The sequence below is a fragment of the Stenotrophomonas sp. KH_036_B genome, assembly GCF_057839485.1.
In genome coordinates this window covers 688713-706754 of sequence record NZ_CM174491.1, presented here as the reverse complement: position 1 = coordinate 706754, position 18042 = coordinate 688713, and the positions used below count along the sequence as shown (strand labels likewise).

General features: G+C 64.5%; 18 protein-coding genes. 5 read left to right on the top strand and 13 right to left on the bottom strand.

What is annotated here, in order from left to right:
- Nucleotide 1 precedes the first annotated feature (1 nt).
- Nucleotides 2-928, top strand: coding sequence for an MlaD family protein (locus tag AC3ITN_RS03145; RefSeq protein WP_313347862.1), 927 nt, complete (start codon nucleotides 2-4; stop codon nucleotides 926-928).
- Nucleotides 925-1602, top strand: a complete 678-nt coding sequence (locus AC3ITN_RS03140) for an ABC-type transport auxiliary lipoprotein family protein (RefSeq protein WP_489392052.1) — start codon at nucleotides 925-927, stop codon at nucleotides 1600-1602. The genes AC3ITN_RS03145 and AC3ITN_RS03140 overlap by 4 nt, the downstream gene beginning before the upstream one ends.
- Nucleotides 1603-1848: 246 nt before the next feature.
- Here the strand turns inward: AC3ITN_RS03140 and AC3ITN_RS03135 are convergent, their stop codons facing one another.
- Nucleotides 1849-2427, bottom strand: coding sequence for an alpha-ketoglutarate-dependent dioxygenase AlkB family protein (locus tag AC3ITN_RS03135; protein ID WP_489392051.1), 579 nt, complete (start codon nucleotides 2425-2427; stop codon nucleotides 1849-1851).
- Between the two features lie 624 nt (nucleotides 2428-3051).
- Between AC3ITN_RS03135 and AC3ITN_RS03130 the strand changes: the two genes are divergently transcribed.
- Nucleotides 3052-3414 carry a SymE family type I addiction module toxin gene (locus AC3ITN_RS03130; RefSeq protein ID WP_489392050.1) on the top strand — a complete coding sequence of 121 codons (363 nt, stop codon included), beginning with the start codon at nucleotides 3052-3054 and terminating at the stop codon, nucleotides 3412-3414.
- A gap of 34 nt (nucleotides 3415-3448) precedes the next feature.
- Here AC3ITN_RS03130 and AC3ITN_RS03125 read toward each other — a convergent pair whose 3' ends face one another.
- Both AC3ITN_RS03125 and AC3ITN_RS03120 read right to left on the bottom strand, forming a co-directional pair.
- Nucleotides 3449-4639 (bottom strand): hypothetical protein, encoded by a 1191-nt coding sequence (locus AC3ITN_RS03125; protein WP_489392049.1) that lies wholly within the window; start codon nucleotides 4637-4639, stop codon nucleotides 3449-3451.
- Entirely contained in the window at nucleotides 4617-5033 is a 417-nt protein-coding gene (locus AC3ITN_RS03120) for a hypothetical protein (protein ID WP_489392048.1), read from the bottom strand. Before AC3ITN_RS03120 ends, AC3ITN_RS03125 begins: the two co-directional genes overlap by 23 nt.
- Nucleotides 5034-5045: 12 nt before the next feature.
- Here AC3ITN_RS03120 and AC3ITN_RS03115 point away from each other — a divergent pair, with 12 nt between their 5' ends.
- Nucleotides 5046-5897: a hypothetical protein gene (locus AC3ITN_RS03115; protein WP_489392047.1), complete on the top strand. Its 852-nt coding sequence runs from the start codon at nucleotides 5046-5048 to the stop codon at nucleotides 5895-5897.
- Nucleotides 5898-5940: 43 nt separating this feature from the next.
- On the opposite strand, the gene AC3ITN_RS03110 is transcribed toward AC3ITN_RS03115, so the two are convergent.
- A complete protein-coding gene (locus AC3ITN_RS03110) occupies nucleotides 5941-6573 on the bottom strand; it encodes a CoA transferase subunit B (RefSeq protein ID WP_489392046.1) in 633 nt (210 codons plus the stop codon).
- 1 nt (nucleotide 6574) lies between these two features.
- The gene (locus AC3ITN_RS03105) at nucleotides 6575-7306 is read right to left on the bottom strand and encodes a CoA transferase subunit A (RefSeq protein WP_489392045.1); all 732 of its coding nucleotides are present in this window, start codon (nucleotides 7304-7306) and stop codon (nucleotides 6575-6577) included.
- A gap of 201 nt (nucleotides 7307-7507) precedes the next feature.
- Here AC3ITN_RS03105 and AC3ITN_RS03100 point away from each other — a divergent pair, with 201 nt between their 5' ends.
- Nucleotides 7508-10825: a DEAD/DEAH box helicase gene (locus AC3ITN_RS03100; RefSeq protein WP_489392044.1), complete on the top strand. Its 3318-nt coding sequence runs from the start codon at nucleotides 7508-7510 to the stop codon at nucleotides 10823-10825.
- Nucleotides 10826-10969: 144 nt separating this feature from the next.
- Here AC3ITN_RS03100 and AC3ITN_RS03095 read toward each other — a convergent pair whose 3' ends face one another.
- The 8 genes from AC3ITN_RS03095 to rfbA all read right to left on the bottom strand — a co-directional run bounded on the left by AC3ITN_RS03095 (nucleotide 10970) and on the right by rfbA (nucleotide 18040).
- Nucleotides 10970-12580, bottom strand: a complete 1611-nt coding sequence (locus AC3ITN_RS03095; RefSeq protein ID WP_489392043.1) for a DUF6311 domain-containing protein — start codon at nucleotides 12578-12580, stop codon at nucleotides 10970-10972.
- Nucleotides 12581-12680: 100 nt separating this feature from the next.
- Entirely contained in the window at nucleotides 12681-13280 is a 600-nt protein-coding gene (locus AC3ITN_RS03090; protein WP_489392042.1) for a hypothetical protein, read from the bottom strand.
- Nucleotides 13277-13678, bottom strand: a complete 402-nt coding sequence (locus AC3ITN_RS03085; RefSeq protein WP_489392041.1) for a GtrA family protein — start codon at nucleotides 13676-13678, stop codon at nucleotides 13277-13279. Before AC3ITN_RS03085 ends, AC3ITN_RS03090 begins: the two co-directional genes overlap by 4 nt.
- On the bottom strand, nucleotides 13656-14600 hold the full coding sequence (locus AC3ITN_RS03080) for a glycosyltransferase (RefSeq protein WP_313347876.1): 945 nt from the start codon (nucleotides 14598-14600) through the stop codon (nucleotides 13656-13658). The genes AC3ITN_RS03085 and AC3ITN_RS03080 overlap by 23 nt, the downstream gene beginning before the upstream one ends.
- Nucleotides 14601-14610: 10 nt before the next feature.
- Nucleotides 14611-15567 carry a UDP-glucuronic acid decarboxylase family protein gene (locus tag AC3ITN_RS03075; protein WP_313347877.1) on the bottom strand — a complete coding sequence of 319 codons (957 nt, stop codon included), beginning with the start codon at nucleotides 15565-15567 and terminating at the stop codon, nucleotides 14611-14613.
- 135 nt (nucleotides 15568-15702) lie between these two features.
- Nucleotides 15703-16602: a dTDP-4-dehydrorhamnose reductase gene (gene rfbD, locus AC3ITN_RS03070; RefSeq protein WP_489392040.1), complete on the bottom strand. Its 900-nt coding sequence runs from the start codon at nucleotides 16600-16602 to the stop codon at nucleotides 15703-15705.
- Nucleotides 16599-17156: a dTDP-4-dehydrorhamnose 3,5-epimerase gene (rfbC, locus tag AC3ITN_RS03065; RefSeq protein WP_489392039.1), complete on the bottom strand. Its 558-nt coding sequence runs from the start codon at nucleotides 17154-17156 to the stop codon at nucleotides 16599-16601. Before rfbC ends, rfbD begins: the two co-directional genes overlap by 4 nt.
- A complete protein-coding gene (gene rfbA, locus AC3ITN_RS03060) occupies nucleotides 17153-18040 on the bottom strand; it encodes a glucose-1-phosphate thymidylyltransferase RfbA (protein ID WP_489392038.1) in 888 nt (295 codons plus the stop codon). Before rfbA ends, rfbC begins: the two co-directional genes overlap by 4 nt.
- Nucleotides 18041-18042: the final 2 nt, after the last annotated feature.

Sequence of the window (18042 nt, the reverse complement as noted above, 5' to 3'; positions counted from 1 at the left end):
CATGGAAACCAAAGCCAATTACGTACTGATCGGCGCGTTCACCCTGATCGTGGGGCTGGCACTGCTGGCCTTCGGCCTGTGGGCCGCCAAGTACTCCTCCGACCGCACCTGGACCGAGTACCGCGTGGTCTTCCGCGAGGCCGTCACCGGCCTGTCGGTTGGCAGCCCGGTGCAGTACAACGGCATCGCGGTCGGTTCGATCACCGAACTCAACCTGGTGCCGGACGATCCCCGCCAGGTGGTGGCGCGCATCCGCCTGAACTCCAATACCCCGGTCAAGACCGACACCCGCGCCAAGCTGGCCATCACCAGCCTGACCGGGCCGTCGATCATCCAGCTCAGCGGCGGCACGCCGCAGGCGCAGGCCCTGACCGCGGTCAACCGGGACCCGGCGCCGATCATTCCCACCACGCCGTCGGCGCTGCAGAACATCACCGACGTGGCCAACCGCATCGTCGAGCGCATGGACCAGGTGCTGAGTGACCGCAACGTGGCCAGCATCAACGCCACCCTGGCCAACCTGGAAACCATCAGCGGCGGCCTGGCCGACCGTGACCAGGGCACCCAGGCGCTGCTGCTCAGCGCGCGCGACGCCGCGCGCAGCCTGGACGTGACCCTCAAGACCACCAACGGCACCATCGAGCGCCTGGACAAGAATCTGGTGCAGCAGCTGCCGCCGATTTTGGACAAGCTGGAAACCACCCTGACCAAGCTCGACTCGGCCGCCGGCAATGCCGACTCGATCCTCGGCGAGAACCGCGCGGCCATCAACAGCTTCGCCAACGATGGCCTGGCCCAGCTGGGCCCGACGCTGACCGAGCTGCGCGGGCTGATCCGCGACCTGCGCCGGGTCAGCGACAAACTGGACAACAACCCGGCCCGCTATCTGCTGGGCCGTGACGCGCCGAAGGAGTTCGAACCCAAATGAGCCAGATCCCTCTCCTGCCCGCCTCCCTGCCCCGGCTGCTGCTGCCGGCCGTGCTGATGGTCGCGCTGGGCGCCTGCTCCTCGTTGCTGGGTGGCGGCGAGCGCAGCCAGGTCACGATCTATTCGCCGGTGGTGCGCATCCAGCCGGACCAGAACTGGCCGAAGGTCGACTGGCAGCTGGTGCTGGTCAAGCCCACCGCGGCGCGCGTCGTGGACAGCCCACGCATCAACGTGCGCCCCAACCCCGGCGAGCTGGAAGTCTACAAAGGCGTGAGCTGGGCGCAGCCGGCCACCGACATGGTGGATGACGCGCTGGTCCGCGGCTTCGAGGATTCCGGCCGCATTGCCGGCGTGGCACGTGCCACCACCGGCATCCGCGCGGACTACAAGCTGGCCCTGGACGTGCGCCGCTTTGAATCCGATTACCGCGGCCAGGCCACGCCCACGGCCTACATCGAGATCAATGCCAAGCTGATCCATGTGGTGGACCAGCGCGTGGTGGCCGACCGCACCTTCCGCCAGGAGCAGCCGGTGGGCAGCACCAGTACCGCCGATGTGGCACAGGCGTTCGAGAAGGGCCTGCAGGCGGTCACCACCGAGCTGGTGGGTTGGACACTGACAACGGGCCAGGCGGATTTCCAGCAGGCCAAGGTCACACCGACGCGGTTGCGTTGAGGGGCGCGCGGCTGCAGTAATGGCGGCGCGGCTGCGGCGACGCGCGTGCGGCTGCGGTAATGGCTGCGCGGCTATGGCGATCAGCGCCTGACGTGATGGGGGTAGAGCCACGCCCTGCGTGGCTTCGCGGTCCCCGAACGAAGCGCAGCCACGCATGAATCACGTCCCGTTGTACCGGCAGGCTCCGCGCGCATGGCGATGCGTTCATCGAATCGGCGCCCGTCGGTCTCTCGGCGCGGCGTGGCTCTACGCCTCGATTCGGCGGAACGTGAGGTTGATGCGCTCCGCCAGCGGCCGCGCGCTTTTCGGCAGGGCGTGCTGGTAGAAGGTCTGGGTATGCCCGGCCATCACCAGCAGATCGCCATGACCGAGAGTGACTTCGGCCTTCCGCGCATGGTCATCACGCCGACGCAGCAGGAACCGCCGCGCCTCGCCGAGACTCAGCGATGCAATCACCGGCGTTGGCCCGAGCTCCGGCTCGTTGTCGCTGTGCCAGCCCATGCCGTCGTCATTGTCGCGGTAGCAGTTGAGCAGCACGCTGTTGAATGCCTGCCCGCAGAATGCGGCCAAGGCGTCCCGCACAGGCAGCAGCGCGGGGTGCCAGGCATGTGGCACGAAGTCGGTGCCCGAGTAACGGTAGCGGGCGGCGGGATCGCCCATCCAGCAGCTCAGCCGGGGCGAGTCCACCTGCCTGCCGAACATCTGGATCTTGTGCACCTCCCACGGCACCTCGCCGCGCAGCTGGCGCTGCAGTGCGTCTGCGGCCGGAGCGGCCAGCCAATGGCGGTGCCAGTGCACCGAGGCGTCGGGAAGGTGGAGGTCCATGGCGGAACGCTAGCATGGTGGTTGACAGCCCGCATGCGGGAAACGCCTTCGCCGCCGATGGTCATGCCACTACCGCACGCGGGAGCTGTAACGGCAGTCGATTGGAATGGGACCCTACCGGCGCGCAACCGACCGGCAGGGTCGCATCCCTATCGACTGCCCGTAGCGGTGCTGCGCCCTGTAGCGCATGACCACCATCGACACAGCGCATGTCGCGCGCGATGTGGCGCAGTTGACGCCATAAACGCCATCAAAGATTCAGTCGTTGCGGACGCAACACGACGGGGAAGGCGCCAACCGCCAACCACATCTCACTCTGGAAAACCGTTGCCTCACAACGTGTTCGAGCCGCGCACGGCCCGATCGCGCCACTGCAATTGATACGGCCAACGAAGCCACGCGCACCAACAGACACAACCAACTTCCGCTACCGTTGCCGCGTCAGCATGGTGAACTCTCGGAGTTTGAAAGCTCCTCGCAAGTAGTTTTCACGTCCTGCGTCGGGAGGGTGGCGGAATACAACACCCTCGCGGAAATACGTCGCACCGTGCGCTTGTGAGCGGCTTTCAACCTCCCGACATCCCTCGCCATCCCGGCGAGGGAGATCCTCAGGAGAGCGCCACCATGCCATCCCATGACGAAGATCCATCCCCCACCCCCGCCCCTCGCGTCACCTTCCACTGGCATACGCCCAGGTCCGTGCTGGTCGGGCGGCTGGGCCGGGAACAACCAGAGCCCGGCGACCTGCTCATTCCCTGCCTGAAACTGCGTGGCATGTGGCTCTGCGAGGCCGGTATCACGGCAGGAACCCGACTCTCGGTGGAGGTGTACGACGGCGCCATCCTGCTGCGCGTGCCGGATCCGGCGGTTTCCGTGGAGCTGCGGCCCATCCGACGCCGGCATTACCGGCTTGCACGCGGGGTGATCCGGTCGCGTCCAACGCCGTCAAACGACCGCAGCAAGCGGGTCCACATCGGGCAGCCGTGAAGCCGATCGAGGAAGAGCGACGCAGCGCGTCGCTCTACGCGGCTTCGCCTTCCTTCCACCGGTCCACCAGCACCAACAGCGCATACGTCAGCAACAGGAACACCGGCAGCACCGTGCGCTTCACGCTGGTGGCCAGATGCCAGTCCAGGTCGTGCGGCGTACCCAGGTACACCGCGTACAGCACACCCGCATAGGCCAGTCCCGCCAGCATGCCGCCCAGCACCACCGGCGTACGCCAGCTGCGCTTCCACAGCACCAGCAAGATCAGCAACGGCACCAGTGCCCAGCCACGCAGGAGCTTCTTCAGGATCAGCACGCTGTTGGAGAATTCCGGCAACCGCGCCAGCAGCTGTCCTTTCAGATCGCTGGCCGCCAGATCATTGGTCAGGTGCGCGCCGGCCACGGCGAGCTTCCACGCCAGCAACGGCAGCAGCGCAACGGCGAAGGCCACCAGCAACCCCCACGGCACGCGCCGCTCGCGCAGGAGTACGGCAGCGATCATCGCCACGGCAATTACCCCAGCCAGCACCATGCCTTCGTTCTTGATGAGCGACAGCACCGAGGTCGCCAGTACATAGGGCAGCAGGTCGGGCCATGACAGCGCATTCCAACGGGACAGGCAGCGCGCTGCGGTAGCCAGCGAGGCCACCGCATACACCGCCAGCAGCGCGTCCATGTAGCCATCCACCAGGTACGTGCCGCCAATCTGCAGGGTGACGAGTGCAAACAGAGCGGCCACCCACCACGCCCGCAGGCTGCGCGCGATGAGCAGCAGCGCCGGCAGCAACAGCAAAGTGCCCACCGCCTTGGGGAACAGCTCGTTCCAGTGCCCCACCAGCTTCGCCGCCGTGGCAGACAACAGCGGCAACAGTGCGGGATAGTCGTTGTGGCTGAAGGCCGCGTAGCCATCCAGCATGACGTACAGCGAACCGTCCACGAAAATGCGCTTGGCGTGGAACAGCCAGATCGAACGCGGGTCCCACTCGTCCGACGGGCTGCCCAGCGCGATCACCATCAGCACTGCAACCGTCACCAGCATCCAGGCCGCGCGCGGGTCACGCACGCTGGTGAGCGCCCAGCCCGTGCAGGCCAGCAACGCAAGGAAGGCCAGCACCGTGGGCAAGCCCACGCCGCCGGCCGCAGCGAGAACATAGGCCGCCATCACGCAGCCGAGCATGGCCGTGGCTGGTCGACGCAGCGCGTCAGGGGCAGTCGACGAGAACAAGGCGTTCGCTTCTTTCCAGAATGATGCATTCATCACGAGCGGGACCAGGCACCATCCAGAGCATCAGGCCGGTGTCGGCATCATGCAGCTTGACGGGGTAAAGCCCTTCCCACATTCGCTGCTGCAGCAAGGGGTCGTCCTTCAGGCGCGGGTCCAGCGCGACGGCGGCGTTTCCAATATCCGCGCGACTCAGCAGCGACCGCGCATCGAGCACCTCGGCAGGAAGCGAGACTTCCACACCCGCGTCGGAGCTGAAAGCCCTCTGCAGCAGCGAAGTGTCGAAGTCGACATCATCGGCGATACCCCGCAAGGCTGCCGCAATGCCGATACCGATGGCCAGCCCAGCAACCCATCGCAGGATGGACGGGTCAATCTCCATCCAAGCTTTGTTCACGGCAGCATCCCGATGTTGCAGAAGAAAGGCAAGGCGCCCGTGGACGAATCAGTGGGTCCAAACAGCCGCCATATCATTCACTTTAACAGTTGGCCAGATCAAACCGCAACGTCGCAAACAGCCAGAAATAACTACTTTGAAGCGCCATCTTCTGACCGTACTGCACGCAGTGACGCGAGATGGAAGCAACTTCAAATTCTCACGCGAACGGCGTCCGTAGGATCCGATTCTCCAAGCGGAGAGCTCCACTTGGAGAAATCACTGAACGGAAAACACATCACAAGGAACGAATCAATGAAGCACTTCAGTTGCCTTCTTGCACTGGGACTACTTGGAGTTCATGGCACTACCTATGCCGAGACCAATAAACACGAAACGACGGTGACTCTGGGCCTGACTCGTAGCCTTGCCACCGAGGCCCTTGCGTTTCCGGCCCAATACCCTCCCGAGGCACAGCCGGTCGAGATTGAACGCTGGATATATGGCCGCACGACGTTCTCCGCGAGACCATTCCCAAAGGATTCTTACGTCCAGCATCCTGGCCGCAAGGTCGGAACAGTGGGCTTCATCTCATATACCCCATTCCCCGGGGCACGCACGTTGTACAGCTGCATTACCAATGATGGACAGGACTTTTTCACCTCCGAGTATGAAAACTGCGAAGGTCAGAGAAAAATGACGCATATGCCCATCCTCGGGTACATCGCCACCACTCAGCTTCCCGGGACGGTTCCCTTGTACCGGTGTATTCGAGGCGGCTTCAAGCCAAGTCCGTGGGCTGACCATTTCGACACCATCAGCGCCAATTGCGAGAACCAAAGCAATCCCACAAACGAAGGGATTCGAGGCTACATTTGGCTCTGACGGATGTATGAATGTCCAGGCACAAGGACGTGCCTGGACTCAGTCATGGCGAAGCGAAGGCAACCCCGGTCTTTTCTTTCAGCTCATCGGCGCTGACACCCGGCGCCGCTTCGACCAGCGTCAGGCCGCCATCGGTTACGTCGAACACGGCCAGGTCGGTGATGATGCGGTCCACCACGCCCACGCCGGTCAGCGGCAGCGTGCACTCGGGCAGGATCTTGTGTTCACCGTTCTTGGCGGTGTGCTCCATCAGCACCACCACGCGCTGCACGCCGGCCACCAGATCCATCGCGCCGCCCATGCCCTTGACCATCTTGCCGGGCACCATCCAGTTGGCCAGGTCACCCTTGTCGGTGACCTGCATGGCGCCGAGGATGGCCAGGTTGACGTGGCCGCCGCGGATCATGGCGAAGCTGTCGTGGCTGCCGAAGTAGCTGGCGCCTGCGCGGGCGGTGACCGTCTGCTTGCCGGCGTTGATCAGATCGGCGTCCACCTCGGCCTCGGTCGGGAACGGGCCGATGCCGAGCAGGCCGTTCTCGGACTGCAGCCACACATCCACGCCGTCCGGAATGTGGTTGGCCACCAGCGTCGGCAGGCCGATGCCCAGGTTCACATACGCGCCATCGGTCAGTTCGCGCGCGGCGCGCTGCGCCATCTCGTCACGGGTCCAGGCCATCTCAGTTCCCCTCGCTGCGCACGGTGCGCTGTTCGATGCGTTTCTCGGGTGTCGGGTTGTGCACGATGCGGTGCACGTAGATGCCCGGCAGGTGCACCTGGTCGGGGTCGATGCTGCCCACCGGCACCACTTCCTCCACCTCCACGATGCACAGCTTGCCGGCCATCGCGCAGGCCGGATTGAAGTTGCGTGCGGTCTTGCGGAATACCAGGTTGCCGGCTTCGTCGGCCCTCCACGCCTTGACCAGCGCCACGTCGGCGCGCAGCGCGGTTTCCATCACGTAGTGCTTGCCATCGAATTCACGGGTTTCCTTGCCCTCGGCCACCACGGTGCCGTAGCCGGTGGCGGTGAAGAACGCCGGAATGCCTGCACCGCCGGCGCGCAGGCGCTCGGCCAGGGTGCCCTGCGGATTGAACTCCAGTTCCAGCTCACCGGCCAGATACTGGCGTTCGAACTCCTTGTTCTCGCCCACGTAGGACGAAATCATCTTCTGGATCTGGCGCGTCTCCAGCAGCTGGCCCAGGCCGAAGCCGTCCACGCCGGCGTTGTTGGAGATCACCGTGAGGCCTTTCACCCCGGTGTCGCGCAGCGCGGCGATCAGTGCCTCGGGAATGCCGCACAGGCCGAACCCGCCGACCGCCAGGGTCTGGCCATCGGCGACCACGCCGTGCAGGGCGTCCGCTGCGGAGGCAAAGCGCTTGCTGCGATTGCCCTTGGGAATTGATGGTTGCATCGCTGTTCGGCCCTGCGCGGTGTGGATGAGGGCATTCTAGCCGGATGCCCTCGATGGTCTGGGATGCGGCGCAGCATGACCGCCGGACCTGCACGGGAAACCGACCGGCCGCCGCCTTAGAATGGCCCGTCCACACACTTACCGGTACGGCGCCGCAGCGGCGTCGCGCGACCTGACGCAGGGCAAGGCATGGCAGGGCCAATGACACTGACATTCAACGAAGACGATCTTCTCCGCTGGTTGGACGGATGGACGCTGGAGAAGGGCGAGCGTTGCCTGTCAGGCGTGCGCAACCTGCAGCAGCAGGGAGCTCTGCTGACCGCGGACGTGCAGGGCTCGGCCAGGCAGCCCTACACGGTTTCGATCGATCTGCGCGCCAGTACCCGCACCCGTGTCAGTCGCCTGCAGGGTGATTGCAGCTGCCCGGTGGGCTACAACTGCAAACATGTAGCTGCGGTGCTGCTGGCGACGCTGACCTCGTCCCCCGACATGCCAACGGCGGCGCTGGCAACGACGGGTTCGCCGCTGTCACCACGTCCCCAGCTGCTCGCGGCGCTGTCGCGCTGGCAGGCAAGCCATGTCGTCCCGGAAAAACAACAACGCCACGGCATCGGCTTCATCCTGTCGACGAACCGCTATCGACCCATCGTGCTCGTGCATCGAAACGGGCCAGCCGCCGAGGGCTCGAAGAGCTTCGATACCCTGCTGGACGTAACCCCCGACACGTTCCTGGAGCCAGCCGGTTACCTGTCCCAGATCGATACGGGAATCCTGGCGCAGGTGTGGCTGCTGCAGCACGGCCGGCTGGATACGTCACAGACCGATATTGCCGCGCTGATGGAACTGATCGTCTCCAGTGGCCGCGCCTGGATGAACCGCCACGGCCCCGGTGATCGGGTAGCGGCGCGCAGCGGTCCGCCGCGCCACGGGACGCTCGCATGGATGCCCCGCGACCATTACGGCACGCTGCTGCCGACACCCACACTGCAGGTGGAGGGGGGTGCCGAGGGCATCGTCCTGGGTAATTCCGCGTGCTACCTGGACCCAGAGACGGGCGAGGTTGGCCCGTTGATGCTGGACGTGATGCTGCAGGATGCGGATGCCTTCCTGGGTCTGCCGCCGCTGCTGCCCGGCGAGGAAGCGGTGGTCGCCCCGATGCTGCAGCAGATCGACCCTGCATTGCCTCGTCCCGACGACGGCGGCAGCCTCCCCACCCTGCAGATCGCTGGCATGACCCCGATACTGCACCTGCACAGCCTTGAGTATCGCCCGAGCTGGCTGGGTCGCCGCGACGCGTCGCAGTGGATCGACATGGCGACCGTCGCCTTCGAGTACGACGACCACGTGCGCCTGCTCGACGACCCCTCGCTGTTTGCCCACGACGCCGACGGCCAGCTGTGCCTGCTCCCGCGCAACCTTGCTGAAGAAGCGCGACGCGAAGCAGAACTGCACACGGCCAAACTGCACCGCGACCATCAGCCACGAGCGGTGCTGGAAGGGGCCGGGCCGCCCTTTGAGCTGCGCAGCTTCGACTGGACGCGCTTCATGCTGGAGGACGCGCCGCGACTGGAGGCGTTGGGCTGGAGGATCGAGCCGGACGACGACTTCCGCCACCGCATCACCCCGGTGGAGGACATTGCGCTGGATATCCGCCCCGACCCCAAGCAGGCGGACTGGTTCGAACTGGCACTGGACATCCAGGTCGACGACCGCAGCGTGCCGCTGGCCCCGCTGCTGCAGCAGATGCTGCAGACCGATCCGCGCTGGGTGCGCGGGCAGCTTGATGCCATCGATGACGACGAACGCATCCTGCTGTCGGCCACCGACAACACCCGGCTGGTGTTCCGCGCCGGGCGGCTGAAGCCGGTGATCGCGTTGCTGGCCGACCTGTTCGGCGGGCGCGATGCGCCGCTGCGGGTGTCCGCGCGCGACCGTGGCCGCCTGCGTGCGCTGCAGGACGACGCCCGACTGCAGTTCAAGGACCGCAAGGACACCCGGGCGTTGGTTCAGCGCCTGCTGGAAGGCCCGGCAATGACGCCGGTGAATCCGCCCACCGGATTGGCCGCCACGCTGCGTCCATACCAGCAGGAAGGACTGGCGTGGCTGCAGTACCTGCGGCAGCAGAATCTGGGTGGCGTGCTGGCCGATGACATGGGCCTGGGCAAGACGCTGCAGACCCTGGCCCACGTGCTGCTGGAGAAGGAAGCCGGTCGTCTGGACCGGCCCGCGCTGGTTGTCCTGCCCACCTCGCTGCTGCACAACTGGCAACGCGAAGCCGCGCGCTTCACCCCCGACCTGCGCGTGCTCGCGCTGCACGGCAGCGGGCGCGAAGCCCTGTTCGCGGAGATCCCCGAGCACGACCTGGTGCTGACCACCTACCCGCTGGTATGGCGCGACGAGGAAGCACTGCAGGCGCACAGCTACCATCTGCTGATCCTGGACGAAGCACAGCAGGTCAAGAACGCGAAATCACGGGCCGCCCAGACCCTGCGCACCTTGAATGCGCGCCATCGCCTGTGCCTGACCGGAACGCCGCTGGAGAACCACCTGGGCGAGCTGTGGGCGCAGTTCGACTTCCTGCTGCCCGGCCTGCTCGGTGGTGAAAAGCAGTTCAACCAGCACTGGCGTCATCCGATCGAGCGCGGCACCGACCGCCAGCGCGCGCAACTGCTCGCGCAGCGCCTTCGGCCGTTCATGCTGCGCCGGCGCAAGGACCAGGTGGCGACCGAACTGCCCCCCAAGACGCTCATCACCCGCACGGTGACCCTGGAAGGAGGACAGCGCGACCTCTATGAAACCGTGCGCGCCTCGATGGAAAAGAAGGTGCGCGATGCCATTGCCAGCAACGGCCTGGCCAAGAGTCACATCGTGGTTCTCGACGCCCTGCTGAAACTTCGCCAGGTGTGCTGCGACCCGCGCCTGCTGCCGGGCGACCGCACCGCACGCAACGCAGGCTCGGCCAAGCTGGACCTGCTGCGCGTCATGCTGCCGGAGCTGGTTGAAGAGGGCCGTCGAATACTGCTGTTCTCCCAGTTCACCAGCATGCTTGAACTGATCGCGCAGACCCTGGATGAACTTGGGCTCGCGTATGTCCAGCTGACCGGCGATAGCAGGGACCGGGCCACCCCGGTCCAGCGGTTCATGCAGGGCGAGGTGCCCATCTTCCTGATCAGCCTCAAGGCCGGTGGCGTCGGCCTGAACCTGACCGCCGCCGATACGGTCATCCACTTCGACCCGTGGTGGAACCCGGCGGCGGAAAACCAGGCCACCGACCGGGCGCATCGCATCGGCCAGGAGCAACCCGTGTTCGTCTACAAGCTGATTGCCGCCGGCAGCATCGAGGAGCGGATTGCCGAGCTGCAGCAACGCAAGGCGGCGCTGGCCGACGCCATCCTGGAGGGTGGCGGAAGCAGCGGACCACGCTTCAACGACGCGGATCTGGACGCGCTGCTGGCACCGTTGCCGGGCGTGGCGGCGAAGCAAGGCAAGGGCAGGCGCCGCACTGCGAGTAAACCATGACGAGCGCACGGAGCTGGAAGTTCGTTTCACCATCGGCGATCACGCCCTGCAGTGCCTCGGCCGCGCTGGCGTAGCGATTGCTGCGCTTGGCAACGGTGTCGGACCTATCCCTTGCTCCGCTGCCCCGATTGATATGGACGCATTCTAGCGGGCATGGCGCCGTTCGCCGGGATGCGGCGCAACATCGCCACTTAGCCTGGCCACTGAGCACCGTGCCTGGCCGCTCACCACTGCAGCGGATGGCACTGGCTGCTGCAGCAATACGTCGGGTTGCCGCCTTGCGAATCGTCTGGCCGCCCTCAGCCGTGTCACTGCCTGTGCACACGGCGGACGTTCCGGCTCACTCAGATAGCCCGGCGGGACGTTCCCGGAGTAGCCATTCAGCGTCGGATGACCCAGCTCCTGCGCCAGCACCATGGCATCCAACTCCGACACATAGAATGGTACATCCGGGCTGGCCGGAATGAAGAGCACGGCTCCCGCCGGCAAGGAGGCAGGCAGTTGACCACGCGCCGCGACAGTGCGTGCACGCGCTTCTTCGAAGCTGAAATGGGTGGTCTGGTGCAGTGCGGACTCCGCCATCATGGCCACCACCAGCAGGCCGATAAGCACACGCATGCCGACCCGTAGTCGGGGCATGGCGTCTACCGCCATGCCTACCAGCAGCGCCAGCGGCAGCGCCATCACCAGCCCGATGCGCGCCACTGCCCGTACAGACTCGGCACCGGGCAGCGTGGCAATGGCCAGGTACAACGAGTACCTTCCAAAGGTGAGCGTCAGGGCTACGAGCAGGCCCAATGAGACCAGAGCCACCCAGCGCATGCGAGCGCGCGAGTACCGGACACCCAGTACCGCCAATCCAATGATTCCCAATCCGAAGAACAGCTGTTGCTCATGGCGCATCGGCACGCTCTGACCAACATGGGAACTGATGCCGCCCCAGATCAACGACTGATCGGCAAGCAGATAGCTCTGGGGACGTGGGGTAAACGACGCGACCTCTCCAAGACCTCGGCCAAAGCCATAAACGTCTGAATAGTGAACATACGGATACATCAGCACGATCAGCGCGGTCATGGTCGCGGCCGCCACAAGCAGCGACACCAGCAGCTCCCTCCACGTGCTGCGCTTTCGCCCCTGCCACCAGCGTAGAAGCCATTGAGTTGGCCACAAGCGATCCACCCCGCATCCTGCAAGGCACCACGCCGAAAGCAGGAGCAAAAGGAAGTAGCCCAGGTAGATCGACATGTAGAACTGCGAAACCACCACCACCGACAGCAAGGCAAACCAGCGCCAGCGGCCATCGTCAATACAGCGCTGCCACAGCAGCAGACCCACCGGTATCAGAAAACGGTATGTCAGCTGCGCGTGCCCATGTCGGCTGATCACCGGCATGGCAAACGTGAACGCGAATGCTGCCAGCGCACTGGCCAGCGGCGAGAAGTGCATGCGGCGGAAGACCACATGGCTGACCACGAAGGTCGCGACGAAACCAACCAGGTACCACAGATCGAATGCCAGGTACCGGTCAGCCCCACACCGACGGATGAAGGAATAGATCCACGCCGTGCCCCAATGATTGTCCGAGAACGCAGATGCACCCGGCATCGGATAGAAGAATGATGGGCTTGTGAGGCTGGGCTCCAGGCCAGTCAACCAACGGTGGAAATGCTCCAGCATGACCCCATTGAACCGGGCGTCGCCCAGGTCTCCCGGCACACAGCTCAGCTGGCAGGTATGCGCGAGCGGCACCATCCAGATGCCTACTGCCAACACCAGCAACGGCAGCAGCCAAGCGCAGCTCCTCCGGACCATGGCGGACGCAGATGGCGGCTTCACAGGCGATGACCCGCCACTATCTGCAACGGTAGTCCGTCGCCATCCGGCTATCGCGGAAGGGATCGGTCAGGGCATCGGTGTACTGGCCCATCAGCAGCCGATGGGTGGGCAGCAGATTCTGCCGGTAGAAGCGGCTGAACGAAGCAAGGCGCTTGCCGCGGGCGGTCAACGTCACGCAGCCATCGTGAATCTCAACCGTGCCCGACTGCAGTTGCTCGGTCAAGCGCACTTCCACCAGATGGTGCTCGCGCACATATTCGTCGGTGAATACCTGGCGGAAAGCATCTTCACGGATGCCGCCGCCGCGCTGCTGCAGCTTTTCCAGAATGTAGAACGACAGCGAGCGGTCAATGACGGTGGGAATGGAGATGGCGAACACGTAACCGCCCAGCAGCCAGATCAGGACCAGTTGGATGAGCTCCAGCCGGCTGAAATCGCGAAACCACTTCAGCAGGTACAGGGCACCAAACACCACAACCAGGGCGATGACCGCATCCACGATGCTGGCGTACAGCACAACGTCCACCCGGAAGTGGCGCATGTGCAGGTAGTAGACCAGCAGCAGGCCGGCGATGAAAAGCACAGTCGCCAGCAGCGCGCGCAGGTATTTGTTCATTTGAACACCACGAATTTGTTGATGACGAAGCTGAAGACCATCTGCATGCCGGTAATGAGCAGGAACCCAATGCGGTAGTCCAGGCCGAGCCAGTCCGCCCAGGCGAACATCAACAGCCCGTGCAGCAGGGCGACGGTGGCGTACACCAGCACGAACAGCGCGCCCTGCCTCGCCGCACTTCCCTGCCGCCCCGGGAACACGAAGTAGCGATTGCCAAGAAACGAGGTGATGATGCCGAACACGGCGGCAATGGCATTTGCCACCGCAGCCAACGGCACATGCAGCACTTCGACACAGACGTGCAGCACCGTATAGTGCACCGCTGTCGCTACCAGGCCATTGACCAGGAAACGGACCAGCTGGCCATTGAGGGGCTTAAGCAACCTTGCGGCGGGCATGCTGCACGTCTTCGACGAACTCGCGGTAGCTGCCAATCCCGAGCACGCCGCCGCTGCGGATCATGCCCGACAGCATCAGGATGATCAGGGTGAGCGCGGCGGTCTGCAGGAACACCAGCAACAGGATGCCGAACGCCAGCGAGAACCAGCCGGGCGTCGCGAAGCCGAACATCTTCAGCGCGGTTGCGATGATGCCCCCGGTGATGGAAAGGGCTGCCACGATCGTGCAGGCGATTCCCACCCGCACCAACACATCCTCGGCGAACACCATCAGCGCGCGGAAGCCATGCAGGGCCAGCCCGACGAAATTCATCTTGCTGCGGCCTGCGTAACGCGGGCCACGGTCCAATGCGCAGCTGTGCACGCGCAGCTTTGAACCGAGCACACATGCGGCGACGTGGGTCCACAGTTCCTGCATCGACGCCAGGCGGCGCACCGCCGGCATCTTCGCTGCCATGAAGTTGCCGAAACTGATCCTGCGGCCGCTCAGCAGAGAGAACAACAGTTTGTAGACAACGTAGAACGCTTTGAACTTCAACGACTCCACCCGGCTGCGGCGGGTCGCGACCACCACATCCACGTCGTCGCGCGCCAGATCCTGGACCAGCGCACTGATGCTTTCCGGGGTGTCCTCGCCGTCCGAATCCATGGTCACCACGATGACATCGTCACCGAACTGCTCGGCCACGTAGCTCAGCCCGATGGCGATGGCGCGCTGGTGACCCACGTTGCGGCGCAGTTTGATCACCACGCCTTCCAGACCGGAGGCCTCGATGGCCGTCGCATCCAAAGGTTGGCGCACCGATCCGTCGTCCACGGCGACGATGAAGGTGTCGCCGCCCTGGGTGCGCGCCAGCTCCACGAACAGCTTGGAAGATGCTTCCAGATCTTCGTAGACCGGCATCACCACAACCTTGCGCATGCGGTTTTCCTCAGGCCTGGAGCCGGTAACGGAAGTAGGCGATCGTTTCTTTCAGGCCATCTTCCAGGGCCACCTTGGGCTCCCAGTCGAACGTGGCCTTGGCCAGGCTGATGTCGGGCTGGCGCTGGCGCGGGTCGTCGGAGGGCAGCGGGCGGAACTCGATCTTCGAAGCTCCGCCAACCAGGCGGAGCACGGTCTCGGCCAGTTGCAGCATGGTGTACTCGGACGGATTGCCAATATTCACTGGACCGGTGAATTCCGCCGGCGTTTCCATCAGGCGCAGCATGCCTTCGATGAGATCGTCCACATAGCAGAAACTGCGCGTCTGATTGCCGTCGCCATAGATGGTGATCGGCTCACCCTTCAGCGCCTGCACGATGAAGTTGCTGACCACCCGGCCGTCGTTGGGATGCATGCGAGGGCCGTAGGTGTTGAAGATCCTCATGACCTTTACTTCGAGCTGATGCTGCCGCCAGTAGTCGAAGAACAGCGTCTCGGCGCAGCGCTTGCCTTCGTCGTAGCAGCTGCGGATACCGATCGGATTGACCCGGCCCCAATATCCTTCCACCTGCGGGTGGATTTCCGGATCGCCATACACCTCGCTGGTGCTGGCCTGCAGGATGCGCGCGTGGACCCGCTTGGCCAGCCCAAGCATGTTGATCGCACCGTGCACGCTGGTCTTGGTGGTCTGGACAGGATCCTGCTGGTAGTGGATCGGGGAGGCCGGGCACGCCAGATTGAAGATGCGGTCCACCTCCACGTACAGCGGGAAGGTGACGTCGTGGCGCATCAGCTCGAAACGCGGATGTGCCAGCAGTCCTTCAACATTGGCCTTGCTGCCGGTATAGAAATTGTCCACGCACAGTACGTCATGGCCGGCTGCGACCAAGCGGTCGCACAGGTGCGAACCCAGGAAGCCGGCGCCGCCGGTGACTAGCACGCGATTCTGGTCGGGGGTGAATTTCAAAGCATTCCTCGGCGTTCGGAGCGGCGCAATTGGGAAGGACCCGTGGCTGCCGGGTCCGTCCTCGGACACCCGCGATTGTATGCGATGTGACTGCAGCGCCACCAAGCGGGCCCGGGCTGCAGGCCGCGCCGGGAATCAGTGGCGCGCCACTTCCGCCATCACCTGCGCAAGCCCTTCCTTCCAGGACGGGAGCGTGACGCCAAAATCCTGCTGGAGTCTGCGGCTGTCCAGCACCGACCATGCCGGGCGCTGCGCAGGCGTGGGGTACTGCGCCGTGGTGATCGGCTCCACCGCCGGGACGTTGACCAGAACGCCCTGCTTCACCGCTTCCTCGAAGATGGCCTGCGCGAAACCGTGCCAGCTGGTCTGGCCGGACGCGGTGAGATGCCAGGTTCCGGAAAGCGGGGTCGGGTTCCGGAGCACCTGCGCAGTGATGTCGGCGATCAACCCGGCGGGCGTGGGTGTCCCGATCTGGTCGGCGACGACGCGCAGGTGATCGCGCTGCGCACCCAACCGAAGCATGGTGCGTAGAAAGTTCTTGCCGTGCGAGGCATACACCCACGCCGTGCGGAAGATCAGATGGCGGCCGCCAGCCGCGCGTACCGCATCTTCGCCGTCGCGCTTGCTGCGCCCGTACGCACCCAGCGGCCCTGTGGGCGCATCTTCGTTGTAAGGCGTACTGCCCTGCCCGTCGAAGACGTAGTCGGTGGAGTAATGCACGAACGGCACTGCGTGTGCGGCGCACCAGCGCGCGATCTCGCCAGGTGCCTGGGCGTTGACCCGAAAGGCGGCGTCGGCGTCCTGCTCGGCCTGGTCAACGGCGGTGTAGGCGGCGGCGTTGATCACCACCGTCGGGTTCAGACGGTCCAGCAGCGCCGGCAGGCCGTCGGGCTGGTCGAGGTCGGCCTGTTCACAGGCGCGCCCGTCGGGCAGCACACCGCTACGCGTGGCCGCGATTACCTGCCCCAGCGGCGCCAAGGCCCGAAGCAACTCGGTGCCCAGCTGCCCGGCGGCCCCCAGGACCAGCAGCGTCATACGGCAACGACCGGAAGGCGATCTTCAGGAATGTCCTTCAGGAAGGGGGCCTGCTCATCCTTGGCCGACAGCAGCGGCTGGCCGATCGGCCAATCGACAGCGATGTCCGCATCGTTCCAGCGGATGCCTGCGTCGGCTTCCTTGACGTACACGTCGGTGCACAGGTAGTGAAACAGCGCGGTGTCCGACAGCACAGCGAAGCCGTGCGCGAAGCCCGGCGGGATCCAGAACTGCCGCTTGTTGGCAGCGCTCAATACCACAGCTTCCCATCGACCGAACGTGGGCGAGCCCCGACGGATATCGACTGCCACGTCATACACCTCACCTTCGAGTACGCTGACGAGCTTGCCCTGTGGATGAGGCCACTGATAATGCAGCCCACGCAGGACGCCTCTAGTTGACGAGGACACGTTGCTCTGGGCAAACGCGGTCGGCAATCCCACCTCACCAAAACGCCCGGCATTCCAGGTTTCGAAGAAGAAGCCTCGGTCGTCACCGAACACTTTGGGGTCAATGACGTAGCAGCCGGTCAATGAGGTCTCAATCACTTTCACGGCACTACACCCCGTTCTGCCAGTTTCAGCAAGTACTGGCCGTAGCCATTTTTGTTCAGCGGGGCCGCTAGATCCCTGACTTGTTCCGCGCTGATCCAGCCTCTTCCAAAGGCCACCTCTTCCGGACAGCAGACCTGGAGCCCCTGCCGCGTCTGGATGGTCTCAATGAAATTGGACGCCTCCAGCAGGGACTGGTGCGTGCCTGTATCCAGCCATGCGTAGCCGCGGCCGAGCGCCTCAAGGTGCAACTGACCATCGCGCAGGTAGCGGCGGTTGAGGTCGGTGATTTCCAACTCACCCCGGGCGGAAGGCAGAAGCTCGGCAGCGTACTCACATGCCTTGCCGTCATAAAAGTACAGACCGGTCACGGCATAGTTGGAACGTGGCACAGCGGGCTTCTCGACCAGATCGATGACCCGGCCCTCACCATCGAATTCTGCTACGCCGTAGCGCTCTGGATCGTTGACCCAATAACCGAAAACGGTGGCACCACTCTGCCGCTGGTCAGCGCTGCGCAATACCTGGCTCAAGCCATGCCCGTGGAAGATGTTGTCACCCAGCACCAGGCAGCTCGGATTGTCACCGATGAAGTCGCGCCCTATCACATAGGCCTGCGCCAGTCCATCCGGGCGTGGCTGAACGGCGTACTCAATATTCATGCCCCACTGCGATCCATCACCCAGCAGTTGCTGGAACAAGAACTGCTCATGGGGAGTATTGATGACCAGGACGTCCCGGATTCCGGCGAGCATGAGAACGCTTAGCGGATAGTAGATCATTGGCTTGTCGTACACCGGCAGCAGCTGCTTGCTGATGCCCTTGGTGATGGGGTAAAGGCGCGTGCCCGACCCTCCGGCCAGAATGATGCCCTTGCGTTGCGTCATGA

Bases quoted from the DNA above. Each gene is read 5' to 3' on its own strand.
- AC3ITN_RS03080 (WP_313347876.1), bottom strand. From the start codon at position 14,600: ATGCGCAAGGTTGTGGTGATGCCGGTCTACGAAGATCTGGAAGCATCT.
- AC3ITN_RS03140 (WP_489392052.1), top strand. From the start codon at position 925: ATGAGCCAGATCCCTCTCCTGCCCGCCTCCCTGCCCCGGCTGCTGCTG.
- AC3ITN_RS03115 (WP_489392047.1), top strand. From the start codon at position 5,046: ATGTTGCAGAAGAAAGGCAAGGCGCCCGTGGACGAATCAGTGGGTCCA.
- AC3ITN_RS03105 (WP_489392045.1), bottom strand. From the start codon at position 7,306: ATGCAACCATCAATTCCCAAGGGCAATCGCAGCAAGCGCTTTGCCTCC.
- AC3ITN_RS03100 (WP_489392044.1), top strand. From the start codon at position 7,508: ATGACACTGACATTCAACGAAGACGATCTTCTCCGCTGGTTGGACGGA.
- AC3ITN_RS03110 (WP_489392046.1), bottom strand. From the start codon at position 6,573: ATGGCCTGGACCCGTGACGAGATGGCGCAGCGCGCCGCGCGCGAACTG.
- rfbA (WP_489392038.1), bottom strand. From the start codon at position 18,040: ATGACGCAACGCAAGGGCATCATTCTGGCCGGAGGGTCGGGCACGCGC.
- AC3ITN_RS03095 (WP_489392043.1), bottom strand. From the start codon at position 12,580: ATGGTGCCGCTCGCGCATACCTGCCAGCTGAGCTGTGTGCCGGGAGAC.
- AC3ITN_RS03090 (WP_489392042.1), bottom strand. From the start codon at position 13,280: ATGAACAAATACCTGCGCGCGCTGCTGGCGACTGTGCTTTTCATCGCC.
- AC3ITN_RS03085 (WP_489392041.1), bottom strand. From the start codon at position 13,678: ATGCCCGCCGCAAGGTTGCTTAAGCCCCTCAATGGCCAGCTGGTCCGT.
- AC3ITN_RS03130 (WP_489392050.1), top strand. From the start codon at position 3,052: ATGCCATCCCATGACGAAGATCCATCCCCCACCCCCGCCCCTCGCGTC.
- AC3ITN_RS03145 (WP_313347862.1), top strand. From the start codon at position 2: ATGGAAACCAAAGCCAATTACGTACTGATCGGCGCGTTCACCCTGATC.
- rfbD (WP_489392040.1), bottom strand. From the start codon at position 16,602: ATGACGCTGCTGGTCCTGGGGGCCGCCGGGCAGCTGGGCACCGAGTTG.
- AC3ITN_RS03135 (WP_489392051.1), bottom strand. From the start codon at position 2,427: ATGGACCTCCACCTTCCCGACGCCTCGGTGCACTGGCACCGCCATTGG.